We start from the raw sequence: 13424 nt of genomic DNA, 5'->3' as shown, positions 1-13424 counted from the left end.
GCTTATCGGGCGGCACCCCATTCCAATGCGGTGCCACCTGCTCTAGATGCGTACCATGCTCGCCCGGCTGTTCCTTGCCCTGATCCTGGCTGCGCTGTCGTTGCCGCCGGCCGTAATGGCCTGTCATCAGCCGCGCGCGGAACCGGCCGCTGCAACCGCTTCGGCACACGCCATGCCCATGGCGGATGACTGTCACCGGACGGTCCGCACCCCGGCACCGGACCAACCGCAACCGGACCGCGCGCCGGACCTGTGCATGGGCTGTGTCGCGCCGGCGACGATCCGCCCGGTCGCCATTGCCCAGCCGCTGCCGCTGCGCGCCCTGCCCGCCCGGCCGATTGCCCGGGATGGCCGGCACCTGCCGATCGCCAGCCCCGCCACGCCCCCTCCGCGCCTGACCGTCTGAACACCATCGCGGGCCATGCCGCCCGCATCAGTTCGGACAAGCGGAGTATAGAGAATGAAGATTACCCTGTTCGCGGCGGTTGCCGCGAGCGCGCTGTTGCCCATGCCGGCAATGGCGCAGGACCAGATGGATCATGGCCAGCACGGCCAGCACCAGCCGTCCCCGACACCAGCACCAGCGCCAGCGCCAGCATCCCCGGATCATGCCGCCATGGATCATGCCGCCATGGATCACGGCGCGATGGACCATGGCGGCCATGCCATGCACCCAGCGATGATGAACGCCGGATCGGGCACCGCGCGCCTGCCCGATGCCGAGCCGATGCGGGCGATCCACGCACAGGCCGGTGGCTGGGGCGTCATGATCCATGGCTTTGTCTTTGGCGCAGTGACCGACCAGTCCGGCCCGCGCGGCGACAGCCAGCTCTATGCCCCCAGCATGGCCATGGTGATGGCCGATCGCGCGCTGAATGACCGGACGCAGCTTCAGCTGAGGCTGGGAATGAGCGCCGACCCGACCATGGGCGCGCGCGGCTATCCCAATCTGTTCACGACGGGCGAGACGGCGAATGGCGAGGCGCTGATCGACCGTCAGCATCCGCACGACCTGTTCATGGAACTGGCCGCGCGGGTCGATGTCGCGCTGGGCGAAACCGATGACACCCGCCTGTTCGTCTATGGCGGCCCGGTGGGCGAACCGGCGCTTGGCCCCCCCGCCTTCATGCACCGGCGGTCGGCGCAATATCTGGCGCTGGGACCGATCACCCATCACTGGTTCGATTCCACCCATATCGCCTATGGCGTCGTCACCGGCGGCATCGCGGCGAAGCGGTTCCAGCTGGAGGCATCAGCTTTTCGCGGGCGCGAGCCGGACGAGGAACGCTGGGGCATCGAAACGCCTGCACTGGACAGCTGGTCCGTCCGGGCCACCTGGGCGCCGAGCGACAACCTGACCGCACAGGTCAGTTTCGGGCGGCTGAAGGCACCGGAGGCACTGCACCCGGATGAGAATGAGGCGCGAACCACGGCCAGCGTTCATTATGCGGCGCGGGACGTGAACGCGACCCTGGCCTTTTCATCGAAAAATCGGCTGCCCGGCCCGGTGTTGACCGCCTGGCTGGCAGAGGCGAACTGGAACCTGACGCCGCGCCACAGCCTGTTCGGGCGGTACGAAAATGTCGCCAATGACGAACTGTTTCCCGAAGGGGACCCGCTGCACGGCCGGCCGTTCCGCGTGGCCAAGCTGGAGGGCGGCTATGCCCACCGTATCCTGCTGACCCGCGACGTGGAACTGGCGATGGGCGGATCGGTCGCGACCTATTTCAAGCCCGATGCGCTCGATGCCGCCTATGGCCGCGATCCACTGGCGCTGACCGGGTTCCTGAAGCTGACCGTCGGTCAGTAACGCTCAGGCCGCCCGGCGGAACACGCTGTCGAACGGGACGAGCGCGTCCAGAAACTGTGCCGCGCTCGCCTCCCACGTAAAGCCCTGACCATAGGCCGCGCAGGCGGCGCGGTCGCGGGTCAGGGCCGCGGCGATCGCGGCGGTCAGGTCCTCGTCCAGCGCGCCGACCTCTGGCGTCACCACGTCGATCGGTCCGGTCACCGGATAGGCCGCGACGGGAACGCCGCAGGCCAGCGCCTCGATCATCACCAGGCCGAACGTGTCCGTCTTGCTGGGGAACACGAACACATCGGCAGCACTATAGCATTGCGCCAGTTCAGCGCCGAACCGCGGCCCCAGGAACAGCGCGTCGGGATAGGCGGCCTCCAGCGACGCGCGCGCCGGGCCATCGCCGACCACCACCTTGCTGCCCGGATGGGTGGATTTCAGGAACGCCTCGAGATTCTTTTCGATGGCAACGCGCCCGACATAAAGCTGCACCGGGCCGGGCAGTGCGGCCATGTCGGGATGCGGGGCTATGCCGGACCGGAAATTGGTCAGATCGACGCCCCGGCCCCAATGGCGCACCTTGGTCAGGCCATGGTCGTTCAGCGTCTGACGGATGCTGGGCGTGGATGCCAGCACGGCCTGCGCCGGCAGGTGGAACCAGCGGATATAGCGCCAGATCAGTTCGGCCGGGATGCCGGTGCGCGCCGACACATAGTCCGGAAACTGGGTATGATAGGCGGTGGTGAACGGAAACTCCCCACGCAGGCACCATCGCCGCGCGGCAAGGCACAACGGCCCCTCTGTCGCCAGGTGGATGGCATCGGGGCGAAACGCCTCCAGCATCGCGCCGATGGTCGCGGTGCGCGCCATGGCCAGCCGGATTTCGGGATAGGTGGGGCATGGCACGGAATAGAACCGGTCGGGTGAGATCACCATCACCTGATGCCCCTGCCCCTCCAGCACGCGGCGGACGGATTGCAGGGTGCGGACCACGCCATTGACCTGAGGTTCCCAGGCATCGGTGACAAGCGCGATCCGCATTGGCCTCATGCCGCCGCCAGCGTTTCCACCACGGGCGGCGGCACGCCGTCACGCAGCGCCATTTCGTCGGCCCAGTGCAGGATTTCCATGCGGCCGTCGAAATGTTCGACGAGCGCGGTGCATCCTTCCACCCAGTCTCCGTCGTTATAATATTCGATGCCGTCGATCATCCGCGCATCGGCGGTATGGATATGGCCGGCGATGACGCCGTCGACGCCCCGCGTTCCGGCCTCTCGCGCCACGATCTCCTCGAAGTTGGAAATGAACTCCACCGCGTTCTTCACCTTCTTCTTCGCGTGCTTCGACAACGACCAGTAAGGCAGATTGGCCCAGCGCCGATAGGTGTTCACCCAGCGGTTAAGGGCCATCATGAATGTATAGGCCGCATCGCCCAGATGCGCCAGCCAGCGGTGGGACAGGGTGATCGCGTCGAATTCATCGCCATGCAGCACCAACAACCGACGCCCGTCTGCGGTTTCATGAATCGCCTGCCGCTTGATCTCGACACCGCCGAAATTCAGGCCGGTGAACTGGCGGAACATTTCGTCGTGATTGCCGGGGACATAGACAATGCGCGTGCCGCGCCGCGCGCGTTTCAGGATGCGCCAGACGATGTCATTGTGCGCGGCGGGCCAGTAGAACTTCTTTTTCAGCCGCCAGCCATCGATGATGTCGCCGACAAGATACATGGTCTCGCTGTCCACATGATCCAGGAAATCGATCAGCATTTCCGCGTTGCAGCCGCGCGTGCCCAGATGGACGTCGCTGATCCACACCGTGCGATACTGCCGCCGCTGAGTCACCGCCTTTTCGGGGATGCTGGGCGCTGACCGCGTGAAATCCGCCAGGTCGTTGATGTCCGCGCCGAACGGTAATTTGGTGATGGTCGCCATCGGGTGCCGCCTTCTTGGATCAGCCTGTCGATGCCCGGCCAATGCCCCGCAAATGTTACATCTGGAATCGCGCGGGAGTCGCCAAACCGTCACATTTCCGCGCCTTCCGGACGGCTGGCGCAGGGGGTCGGGCCGTGCGATAGCGGCCGCTTCAACCGGGGGCCGTGCAATGTCCATCCAGACCTGGTGGCTTTATGTCACCGCCGTGTTCCTGATTTCGGCAACGCCGGGGCCGAACATGCTGCACGTGATGGCGCAGAGCATCCGCCACGGCGTTGCCCGGTCGACCATTTCCATGGCCGGGCTGATGCTGGCGAACATCATCTGTCTGCTTGCCTCGGCCGCCGGCCTTGGCGCCCTGCTGCGCGCCTCGCCCATGCTGTACGAGGCGATGAAGCTGATCGGTGTCGCCTATCTCGTCTGGCTGGGCATCAAGGCGTGGCGCGCGCCGGTCGAGGCCGAGGCGGCGGATACCCCGCGCACTGGCGGATCGGCGCGCAGCCTGTTCCTGACCGCGATGGGCACCGGCTTTTCCAATCCCAAGCTGATCGTCTTTGCCGCCGCCCTGTTTCCGCAGTTCATCGACACGGGCCGGCCAGTCGCGCCGCAGTTGGGCATCCTGATCGCCACGTTCACCGTGATCGAGGGGTTCTGGTTCACCACCTATGCGCTGGGTGGCCGGTCGCTGGCCCGATACCTGGCCCCGCCCGCGCGCCAGCGGTTGTTCAACCGGGCGACGGGCGGCATTTTCATGGCGTTCGGGCTGGCGCTGCTGGGCAGCCGGGTGTGATCCGGGCTTGACCTTTGCCTGCTTTGTCGGCTTCGACGCGGGGCATGAGCGATCTCGACCAACTCCGCGCCGACCTGATCCCGGCCATTGAGCAGGCACCCGCGCTGGACGCGCTGGAATCCCTGCGCGTTTCGGCGCTTGGCAAGCAGGGCAGCATCACCGCGCTGCTCAAGACGCTGGGCGGCATGACCCCCGAACAGCGGACGAGCGAGGGGCCGCGCATCCATTCGCTGCGTGAAGCGGTGACCGACGCGATCACCGCGCGCAAGGCGGTGCTGGAGGCCGACGCACTGGCGGCAAAGCTGGCGGCGGAGCGCGTCGACCTGACCCTGCCCGCTGACATGCCCCCACCGGGCGGCGTGCATCCGGTGGCTCAGGTGATGGACGAGCTGGCCGAGATTTTCGCCGATATGGGCTTTGCCGTCGCGACCGGGCCGGAGGTCGAGGACGACTGGCACAATTTCACCGCGCTCAACATTCCCGAAACCCATCCGGCGCGGGCGATGCACGATACCTTTTACGTCGACGGGCCGGACGGCGCGCGTCGCGTGCTGCGCACCCATACCTCGCCCGTGCAGATCCGCACGATGACGTCGCAAAAGCCCCCCATCCGCATCATCGCGCCGGGCCGCGTCTATCGCAGCGACAGCGACGCCACCCACACGCCGATGTTCCATCAGATCGAGGGACTGGTGATCGACAAGGGGATCACGCTGGCGCACCTGAAATGGACGCTGGAGACGTTCCTGAAGGCGTTTTTCGAACGCGACGACATCGGTCTGCGCCTGCGCCCCAGCTATTTCCCCTTCACCGAACCGGGGGTCGAGGTCGATGTCGGCTTTACCTGGATCAAGGGCAAGCGGGTGATCGGCGGCGACGGCAATGCGGCCGATGGCGGCTGGATGGAAGTGCTGGGCAGCGGCATGGTCCATGCCCGCGTGCTGGAAAATTGCGGGCTGGACCCCAATGAGTGGCAGGGCTTTGCATTCGGCACCGGCGTCGACCGGCTGGCGATGCTGAAATACGGGATGGACGATCTGCGCGCCTTTTTCGACGGGGATATCCGCTGGCTGAAACACTATGGGTTCGGCGCGCTTGACGTGCCTACGCTGTCGGGGGGAGTGGGCGCATGAAGTTCACCCTTGGCTGGCTGAAAAGCCATCTCGACACCGCTGCAGATCTGCCCGCGATCCTGGATGCGCTGACCCGCATCGGGCTCGAGGTGGAGGGCGTGGACAATCCCGCCGACCGGTTCGCCGGTTTCACCGTCGCGCGCGTGCTGACCGCTGAACGTCACCCCCAGGCCGACAAGCTTCAGGTGCTGAGCGTCGATACCGGCACCGGCACCCCGCTACAGGTGGTGTGCGGCGCACCCAATGCCCGTGCGGGGCTGGTCGGCGTGCTGGGCCTGCCCGGCGCGGTCGTGCCGGTGAACGGCATGGAGCTGAAGGTTTCCGCCATTCGCGGCGTCGAATCCAACGGCATGATGTGTTCGACGCGTGAACTTGAGCTGGGCGAGGATCATGACGGCATCATCGAATTGCCCGACGATGCGCCGGTCGGCACGCCGTTCCCCGCCTATGCCGGGCTGGACGATCCGGTCATCGACGTATCGATCACGCCGAACCGCCAGGATTGCATGGGCGTTCGCGGCATCGCGCGCGATCTGGCCGCGGCCGGCATCGGCACGCTGAAGCCGCTGGCGGACGTGTATGCGTTTCCCGCTCATGCTGAGCCTGTCGAAGCCTCGTCCCTGCAGGGGCAGCGTCCTTCGACAGGCTCAGGACGAGCGGACGGGGTGGCGGAAGTCGAGGGCATCGGCCCGGCACCGGACGTGCGGACCGACGATCCCGCGGGCTGCCCCGCCTTTTATGCGCAGAGCGTCAGCGGCGTCGCCAATGGCGATGCGCCCGACTGGATCGCCCGCCGCCTGACCGCCATCGGGCAGAAACCGATCAGCGCGCTCGTCGACATCACCAATTACGTGATGATCGACCTTGGCCGCCCGCTTCACGTCTATGACCGCGCGAAGCTGACCGGCGGGCTCGTCGCGCGCAAGGCGGTGGCCGGCGAACAGGTGCTGGCCCTCAATGGCAAGACCTATACGCTGGACGAAACCATGACCGTCATCGCCGACGATGTGGCGGTGCACGACATTGGCGGCGTGATGGGCGGCGAACATTCGGGCTGCTCGGAAACGACCACCGACGTGCTGATCGAGTGCGCCTATTTCACGCCCGAACATATCGCGGTGACGGGCCAGAAACTCGCCCTGACCAGCGATGCGCGCCAGCGGTTCGAACGCGGCGTCGATCCGGCGTTCCTTGACGATGGCCTTGCCATCGCCACGCGGCTGGTCCTGTCGATCTGTGGCGGCACGCCCAGTGCGATCACGCGCACGGGCCAGCCGCCGCGGGAACCGCGCACCGTGGCATTCCGTCCGGACCTCGCCGAAACGCTGGGCGGCCTGCCCGTGCCCGCCGATCGTCAGCGCGCGATCCTGGAACGGCTTGGCTTTACGGTAGACGGCGATGTCGTCACCGTTCCCACCTGGCGGCGCGATGTCGATGGCCCGGCCGATCTGGTCGAGGAAGTCATCCGGATCGAGGGGATCGACAAGGTCCCCTCCACTTCCCTGCCCCGCACGCCTGGCGTCGCCACGCCGACTGCGACCCCGGCGCAAAAGCTGGAGCGCCGCCTGCGCCGCACAGCCGCTGCGCGCGGCCTGTCCGAAGCCGTCACCTGGAGCTTCATCGGCGAGGCGCAGGCGGCGGCGTTCGGCGGCGGCGCGTGGACCGTGGCCAACCCGATCGCGGCCGACATGAAGGTCATGCGCCCGTCCCTGTTGCCCGGCCTGTTCGGCGCGGCCGACCGCAATCTGCGGCGCGGAGCGACGAGCGTGCGGTTGTTCGAAATCGGCCGGCGCTACCTTGCCGATGCCGAGCGCCCGACGCTGACCGTCCTGCTGGCGGGCGAGCGCACCCCGCGCGGCTGGACGACCGGCAAGGCGCAACCCTTTGGCCCGTTCGATGCCAAGGCGGAGGCGCTGGCCCTGCTGGAGGCAGCGGGCGCGCCGGTCGCCAATCTGCAAGTGATGGGGGAGGCTGGCGATGCCTGGCATCCCGGTCAGTCGGGCACGCTGCGGCTGGGACCGAAAACCGTTCTGGCCGCATTCGGCATGATCCATCCCGCAACGCTGAAGGCGTTCGACCTGGATGGCGTGGCGGTGGCGGCGGTGGAGCTTTATCTCGACGCCATCCCGCCAAAGCGCGCTTCCGGCTTCATGCGCCCCGCTTATGCGCCCCCGGCGCTTCAGGCGGTGACCCGCGATTTCGCGTTCCTCGTCCCGGCCGATCTGGTCGCGGGCGATCTGGTTCGCGCGATCCGGGGCGCGGACAAGGGGGCGATCACCGACGCGCGCCTGTTCGACCGGTTCGAAAAGGATGGTCAGCTCAGCCTTGCGGTCGAAGTCACGCTGCAACCGGGCGACAAGAGCTTCACTGATACCGAGCTGAAGGCGATCGCCGACAAGGTCGTGGCGGCCGCGGCAAAGCTGGGCGCGACGCTGCGCGGATAATCCGGGCGGACAAGCTGATGGGCAGGCGGGGTCAGCCAAACCCCGTCTGGTTCAGCCATGCCTCGCACAGCCGGGGCCAGATCGCGACGGGCAGTCCGTCGGTATCCAGTGCAAAGCCGTGCGGCGCATCGGCAAAGATGTGCAGCTCGGCGTGGCGCCCGGCGGCTTCCATCGCGGCATGCAGCCGCCGGGCGTTTTCGACCGGGACCACCGAATCATTGCCCGAATAGACGATGAAGCAGGGCGGCGGATCGGGCAGCAGCTGCGCATCGGGCGCCTGCGCATCGTACAATGCCTGTTTCTCGGCCGGCGGCAGCGGCGGCTTGTCCGGAATGATCGTCCGCCCCCGCGCATTGGTCGATATCGGGGCATAGCCGATGATCATGGCATCGGGCCGCGTCGGCTGATCGGCGTGGCGGGATGCCGGGGGCTGCCCGTCGGCGGGATAATGTGCGGCAAGGCACGCGGCCAGATGCCCGCCCGATGACAGGCCGACCACGCCGACGCCCCCGGGGGCCGTCCCGCCCGCGCGGATGACGCGCATCGCCTCCATCGCATCGTCGACCGGTGCCTGCGGGCCACCGATGGCGTCAGGAAAGCGGTGGATCAGCACATGGGCGGCATAGCCCAGCCCGGTTAGCCATCGGGCCACGGCCACGCCCTCCCGCTCGACCATCAGCGCCGTATAGCCGCCGCCGCCCAGCACCAGCATGGCCCGGCCATTGGGATTGCGGGGCCGATAGGTCAGCAACACCGGGCGGGCCACGGCAGTCACCACCGCCGGGCGCGTATCGGGGGCCAGCGAAAAGGCACCATCCACGGGTGCATCGGTCCACAGGGTGGTGGCATCATCGGCGTCGAACGGATGGGTCATGCCATCCGCCTATCATCCCGGCCGCCGCATCGCCAATCCCGCCAGCGGGCTTGACCGAATCGACCCGCGTCGAAAGGGAAGGGACCGGATCAAGCGAAAGGACCAGTTCCATGCCAACCGCCCTCATCACCGGTGCGACCGCCGGGTTCGGCGCGGCCGCCGCGCGCGCCTTTGTCAGTGCCGGATGGCAGGTGATCGGCACCGGTCGCCGGGCCGAACGACTGGATGCGCTGAAGGCTGAACTGGGCGATGCGTTCCTGCCGCTGGCATTCGACGTTCGGGACGAAGCGGCACGCAATGCGGCGCTGGACGGGCTACCCGCCGCCTTCGCAGGCATCGACCTGCTGATCAACAATGCGGGCCTCGCGCTGGGCACCGAGCCTGCGCAACAGGCCAGCCTCGCCAACTGGCAGACGATGATCGACACCAACATCTCGGCGCTGGTCGCGATCACGCACAAGCTGTTGCCCGTACTGATCGAACGCAAGGGCGCGATCATCAATCTCGGCTCGATTGCGGGCAACTATGCCTATCCCGGCGGCAACGTCTATGCCGCCAGCAAGGCGTTCGTGAACCACCTGTCCCATGTGCTTCGCGCCGACCTGAACGGCACGGGCGTTCGCGTGACGTGCATCGAACCGGGCATGGCGGAAACCGAATTCACGGTGGTGCGCACGGGCGGCAACCAGCAGGCATCGGACAGCCTCTATGCCGGCGTGAATCCGATCACGTCGGAGGATCTGGCCGACACCATGCTGTGGATCGCCACCCTGCCCCCGCACCTCAACATCAACCGCATTGAGATCATGCCGGTGCATCAAAGCTTTGCCGGATTCGCCATCCACCGGGAGGTGCCGGCGTGAACAAGGCCCTCACCCTTCCGCGCCTGACGGCGCTCCCTCCCTCTCCCGCAGGCGGGAAAGGGACGGGGCCCGCCGCCGCAGGCGGTGGGAAGGGTGAGGGCCTGTGAGCGACTGGCTGTCCATCACGAACGGCGCGCTCACCGGCCGGATCAATCCGTTCGGGGCGGAGCTGTCTTCGCTGACCGATGCCATGGGCCGCGAATGGATGACGGATGCGGACCCGGCATACTGGACCGGCCGTTCGCCGCTGCTGTTCCCCATTGTCGGCGCGCTGAATGGCGGCGTCTATCGGCATGGCGGAACGGAATATGCCCTGCCCCAGCATGGCTTTGCCCGGCGCCGCGCCTTCGCAGTGATCGAGCATGGCGGCGACCATGCCCGCTTCCGCCTTGCGGACGATGCGGACAGCCGGGCCGTCTATCCCTTTTCCTTCACGCTCGACGCCGAATACCGGATCGACGGCAATGCGCTGGTCATCGCCTGCACCGCTGCCAACACCGGCGACACGCCGATGCCCGTCAGTTTCGGCTATCACCCGGCCTTCGCCTGGCCGCTGCCCGGCAATGCGGACAAGCAGGGGCATGTCATCGAATTCGACCAGCCCGAGCCTGCGCCGCTTGCCCGCGTATCGGGCGGCCTGATCGCCAGCCATGACCGGCCAAGCCCGCTGATCAGGGGCAAGCGCCTGCCGCTGGACGACGCCCTGTTCGTTCAGGATGCGCTGGTCTGGGACGGACCGGCCAGCCGCGCCGTCACCTATCGCTCGCCCGGCGGTGCATCGCTCCGCATCGACTATGCCGATGCCGACAAGCTGGGCATCTGGACGAGGCCCGGGGCGCGCTTCATCTGCATCGAACCCTGGTGGGGCATCGCCGATCCGGCAGGGTTTGCCGGCGAGATCAGCGAAAAGCCGGGCATCCGGATCCTGGCACCCGGCGAGGCGCGCCGGTTCGCCATGACGATCACGGTCTTTGCCTGACCGCTGTTGACGGCTGGGGATCGCCCCCGCCCGTTGCGTCGGCAACCGGCGGGGGCGCATCGCTCATCCTTCGATAAATGCCAGCAGATCGGCGTTGATCACATCGGCATGGGTCGTCGCCATGCCGTGCGGCAGACCGGGATAGACCTTCAGCGTGCCGTGCTTCAGCAGCTTGATTGCCTTCATTGCACTGTCGTGGATGGGCACGATCTGGTCGTCTTCGCCATGCATGACCAGAACTGGAATATCGAGCGCCTTCAGATCCTCGGTAAAGTCCGTCTCGCTGAACGCCTTGATGCAATCATAATGCGCCTTGGTGCCGCCCATCATCCCCTGCCGCCACCAATTATGGATCACGCCCTGATCCACCTTTGCCCCGTCGCGGTTGAAGCCAAAGAACGGCCCGGTCGGGATGTCGAGAAAGAACTGGGCCCGATTGGCGATCAGAGCCTCTCGGAACCCGTCGAACACCGACAGCGGCAGGCCTTCCGGATTGTCCGGCGTCTGAACCATGATCGGCGGGACCGCACCGATCAGCACAGCCTTGGCCACCCGCCCCGGCTCGGCGCGGGCGGCATAATGCGCCACTTCACCGCCGCCGGTCGAATGGCCGATATGGATCGCCCCATTCAGGTCCAGCGCCGCAGCCAGCGCCTTCACGTCGGCGGCATAGGTGTCCATCTCGTTGCCCTGCCACGTCTGGGTCGACCGGCCATGCCCGCGCCGGTCATGCGCGATCACCCGGTACCCCTTGTGCAGGAAAAACAGCATCTGATTGTCCCAGTCGTCGCTGCTCAGCGGCCAGCCATGATGGAACACCAATGGGGTCGCATCCTTTGGCCCCCAGTCCTTGTAGAAAATCTCGGTGCCGTCGTCGGTGGTGATGAATGGCATGATGCTGCTCCTTGTGCCTGAGCCTCAATGGCCGAGTCGCCGGGCGTCAGGATGCTCCGAACGCAGGTCGCTGTCATGACAACCATGCCGGGATCCGCCGCACTCGACTTGGCAGGGCCGGGCGGCTAGGGCGCGCGGATGACTTCCCCATTCGACCGTCGCACCTTTGCGATCATTTCCCACCCCGACGCCGGCAAGACGACGCTGACCGAAAAGCTGTTGCTGTTCGGCGGCGCGATCCATCTGGCGGGCGAGGTGAAGGCGCGCGGGGCAGCGCGGCGCGCCCGGTCGGACTGGATGAAGATCGAGCAGCAGCGCGGCATTTCCGTCACCAGTTCGGTAATGACGTTCGAGCGGCAGGGCGTGACCTTCAACCTGCTCGACACGCCGGGCCACGAGGATTTCAGCGAGGACACCTATCGCACGCTGACCGCCGTCGACAGCGCGGTCATGGTGATCGACGTCGCCAAGGGCATCGAAAGCCAGACGCGGAAATTGTTCGAGGTGTGCCGCCTGCGCTCCGTCCCCATCATCACCTTCGTCAACAAGGTGGACCGGGAGGGGCGCGAGGTGTTCGCGATCCTCGATGAAATCGCGGAGCTGCTGGCGCTGGACGTCACGCCGATGACCTGGCCGGTCGGCATGGGCGGGCAGTTTGAGGGGATTTACGACCTCGTCACCCACCGCCTGCTGCTGCCCGAAGGGGACAGCCGCGAATTTCAGGGCAAGGTGGTCCAGTGCAGCGGCCTGGACGACCCGCAGCTGGACGCGATCATCTCCGCCGACACGCTGGCCAAGCTGCGCGAGGATGTGGAGCTGGCGCAGGCGGGCTATCCCGAATTCGACATGGATGCGTATCGCAACGGCGATCTGACGCCCGTCTATTTCGGTTCCGCGCTGAAGGAATTCGGCGTGGATTCGCTGATCGAGGCGCTGTCCACCCACGCGCCCCCGCCCCGGCCCCAGCCCGCCGAGCCTGCGCCGGTCGATCCGGCGCAAAACGAAGTCACCGGCTTCATCTTCAAGGTGCAGGCGAACATGGACCCGAACCATCGGGACCGGATCGCCTTCATGCGGCTGTGCTCCGGCACGTTCAAGCGCGGGATGAAGCTGACGCCCACCGGCCATGGCAAGCCGATCGCGATCCATTCGCCGATCCTGTTCTTTGCCCGCGAACGCGAACTGGCGGACGAGGCCTATCCCGGCGACATCATCGGCATTCCCAATCACGGCGTGCTGCGCGTCGGCGACAGCTTGAGCGAAAAGACGGGTGTCCGCTTCACCGGCCTGCCCAATTTCGCGCCGGAAATCCTGCGGCGCATCGCGCTGAAGGATCCGACCAAGACCAAGCAGCTGCGCAAGGCGCTGGACGATTTGTCGGAGGAGGGCGTGATCCAGGTCTTCTATCCCGACATCGGGTCGAACTGGATCATCGGCGTCGTCGGCCAGCTTCAGCTGGAAGTGCTGCTGTCCCGGCTGGATGCGGAATACAAGGTCGGCGCGAACCTTGAGGGCGCGCCGTTCGAAACCGCCCGCTGGATCTCGTCGGACAGCCCAAAGGATCTTGAGGAGTTCATGTCCATCAACCGCGGCGCGATGGCCAGGGACCGCGACGGCAACCCGGTGTTCCTCGCCAAATCGGCATGGGAAGTCAGCTACATCGCCGACCGCTATGCCAAGGTAAAGTTCGCCGCGACGCGCGAACGCTGAACCCG

Annotated in this window: 12 protein-coding genes; 8 read left to right on the top strand and 4 right to left on the bottom strand. The window is 66.6% G+C overall.

Annotated features, from left to right (window positions below; genetic code table 11):
• The first annotated feature begins 46 nt into the window (after positions 1-46).
• Together ACNI3Q_RS12955 and ACNI3Q_RS12950 are read left to right on the top strand one after the other, a co-directional pair.
• Complete coding sequence (locus tag ACNI3Q_RS12955; RefSeq protein ID WP_426277311.1) at positions 47-406, top strand: hypothetical protein; 360 nt, start codon at positions 47-49, stop codon at positions 404-406.
• Positions 407-460: 54 nt separating this feature from the next.
• Positions 461-1810 (top strand): hypothetical protein, encoded by a 1350-nt coding sequence (locus ACNI3Q_RS12950; protein WP_426277309.1) that lies wholly within the window; start codon positions 461-463, stop codon positions 1808-1810.
• Positions 1811-1813: 3 nt separating this feature from the next.
• Here ACNI3Q_RS12950 and ACNI3Q_RS12945 read toward each other — a convergent pair whose 3' ends face one another.
• Positions 1814-2839: a glycosyltransferase family 4 protein gene (locus ACNI3Q_RS12945; protein ID WP_426277307.1), complete on the bottom strand. Its 1026-nt coding sequence runs from the start codon at positions 2837-2839 to the stop codon at positions 1814-1816.
• Positions 2840-2844: 5 nt separating this feature from the next.
• Positions 2845-3732, bottom strand: coding sequence for a UDP-2,3-diacylglucosamine diphosphatase (locus ACNI3Q_RS12940; protein ID WP_426277305.1), 888 nt, complete (start codon positions 3730-3732; stop codon positions 2845-2847).
• Positions 3733-3901: 169 nt separating this feature from the next.
• Here ACNI3Q_RS12940 and ACNI3Q_RS12935 point away from each other — a divergent pair, with 169 nt between their 5' ends.
• Genes ACNI3Q_RS12935 through pheT form a run of 3 tightly spaced genes read left to right on the top strand, consistent with a single transcriptional unit; the run spans position 3902 to position 8099 of the window.
• Positions 3902-4522, top strand: a complete 621-nt coding sequence (locus tag ACNI3Q_RS12935) for a LysE family translocator (protein WP_426277303.1) — start codon at positions 3902-3904, stop codon at positions 4520-4522.
• Positions 4523-4566: 44 nt separating this feature from the next.
• Complete coding sequence (gene pheS, locus ACNI3Q_RS12930) at positions 4567-5655, top strand: phenylalanine--tRNA ligase subunit alpha (RefSeq protein ID WP_426277300.1); 1089 nt, start codon at positions 4567-4569, stop codon at positions 5653-5655.
• Positions 5652-8099: a phenylalanine--tRNA ligase subunit beta gene (gene pheT / locus ACNI3Q_RS12925; protein WP_426277298.1), complete on the top strand. Its 2448-nt coding sequence runs from the start codon at positions 5652-5654 to the stop codon at positions 8097-8099. The genes pheS and pheT overlap by 4 nt, the downstream gene beginning before the upstream one ends.
• A gap of 31 nt (positions 8100-8130) precedes the next feature.
• Here pheT and ACNI3Q_RS12920 read toward each other — a convergent pair whose 3' ends face one another.
• Positions 8131-8973 carry an alpha/beta hydrolase gene (locus ACNI3Q_RS12920; RefSeq protein WP_426277296.1) on the bottom strand — a complete coding sequence of 281 codons (843 nt, stop codon included), beginning with the start codon at positions 8971-8973 and terminating at the stop codon, positions 8131-8133.
• Positions 8974-9083: 110 nt separating this feature from the next.
• Between ACNI3Q_RS12920 and ACNI3Q_RS12915 the strand changes: the two genes are divergently transcribed.
• Together ACNI3Q_RS12915 and ACNI3Q_RS12910 are read left to right on the top strand one after the other, a co-directional pair.
• Positions 9084-9836, top strand: coding sequence for an SDR family NAD(P)-dependent oxidoreductase (locus tag ACNI3Q_RS12915; protein WP_426277294.1), 753 nt, complete (start codon positions 9084-9086; stop codon positions 9834-9836).
• 103 nt (positions 9837-9939) lie between these two features.
• Entirely contained in the window at positions 9940-10815 is an 876-nt protein-coding gene (locus ACNI3Q_RS12910) for an aldose 1-epimerase family protein (RefSeq protein ID WP_426277292.1), read from the top strand.
• A 63-nt stretch (positions 10816-10878) separates the two neighbouring features.
• On the opposite strand, the gene ACNI3Q_RS12905 is transcribed toward ACNI3Q_RS12910, so the two are convergent.
• Positions 10879-11709: an alpha/beta fold hydrolase gene (locus ACNI3Q_RS12905; RefSeq protein ID WP_426277290.1), complete on the bottom strand. Its 831-nt coding sequence runs from the start codon at positions 11707-11709 to the stop codon at positions 10879-10881.
• 138 nt (positions 11710-11847) lie between these two features.
• Here ACNI3Q_RS12905 and ACNI3Q_RS12900 point away from each other — a divergent pair, with 138 nt between their 5' ends.
• Positions 11848-13419, top strand: a complete 1572-nt coding sequence (locus ACNI3Q_RS12900; protein ID WP_426277288.1) for a peptide chain release factor 3 — start codon at positions 11848-11850, stop codon at positions 13417-13419.
• Positions 13420-13424: the final 5 nt, after the last annotated feature.

Source organism: Sphingomonas eleionomae (assembly GCF_049889035.1).
Taxonomy (GTDB): Bacteria; Pseudomonadota; Alphaproteobacteria; order Sphingomonadales; family Sphingomonadaceae; genus Sphingomonas.
Note: the sequence above shows the minus strand (reverse complement) of the source record. Positions and strands in the feature narration are given on the sequence as shown.

Coding starts and splice junctions, on each gene's coding strand:
- pheT (WP_426277298.1), top strand. CDS start 5,652: ATGAAGTTCACCCTTGGCTGGCTGAAAAGCCATCTCGACACCGCTGCA.
- ACNI3Q_RS12950 (WP_426277309.1), top strand. CDS start 461: ATGAAGATTACCCTGTTCGCGGCGGTTGCCGCGAGCGCGCTGTTGCCC.
- ACNI3Q_RS12900 (WP_426277288.1), top strand. CDS start 11,848: ATGACTTCCCCATTCGACCGTCGCACCTTTGCGATCATTTCCCACCCC.
- ACNI3Q_RS12905 (WP_426277290.1), bottom strand. CDS start 11,709: ATGCCATTCATCACCACCGACGACGGCACCGAGATTTTCTACAAGGAC.
- ACNI3Q_RS12945 (WP_426277307.1), bottom strand. CDS start 2,839: ATGCGGATCGCGCTTGTCACCGATGCCTGGGAACCTCAGGTCAATGGC.
- ACNI3Q_RS12935 (WP_426277303.1), top strand. CDS start 3,902: ATGTCCATCCAGACCTGGTGGCTTTATGTCACCGCCGTGTTCCTGATT.
- ACNI3Q_RS12955 (WP_426277311.1), top strand. CDS start 47: ATGCGTACCATGCTCGCCCGGCTGTTCCTTGCCCTGATCCTGGCTGCG.
- ACNI3Q_RS12920 (WP_426277296.1), bottom strand. CDS start 8,973: ATGACCCATCCGTTCGACGCCGATGATGCCACCACCCTGTGGACCGAT.
- pheS (WP_426277300.1), top strand. CDS start 4,567: ATGAGCGATCTCGACCAACTCCGCGCCGACCTGATCCCGGCCATTGAG.
- ACNI3Q_RS12940 (WP_426277305.1), bottom strand. CDS start 3,732: ATGGCGACCATCACCAAATTACCGTTCGGCGCGGACATCAACGACCTG.
- ACNI3Q_RS12915 (WP_426277294.1), top strand. CDS start 9,084: ATGCCAACCGCCCTCATCACCGGTGCGACCGCCGGGTTCGGCGCGGCC.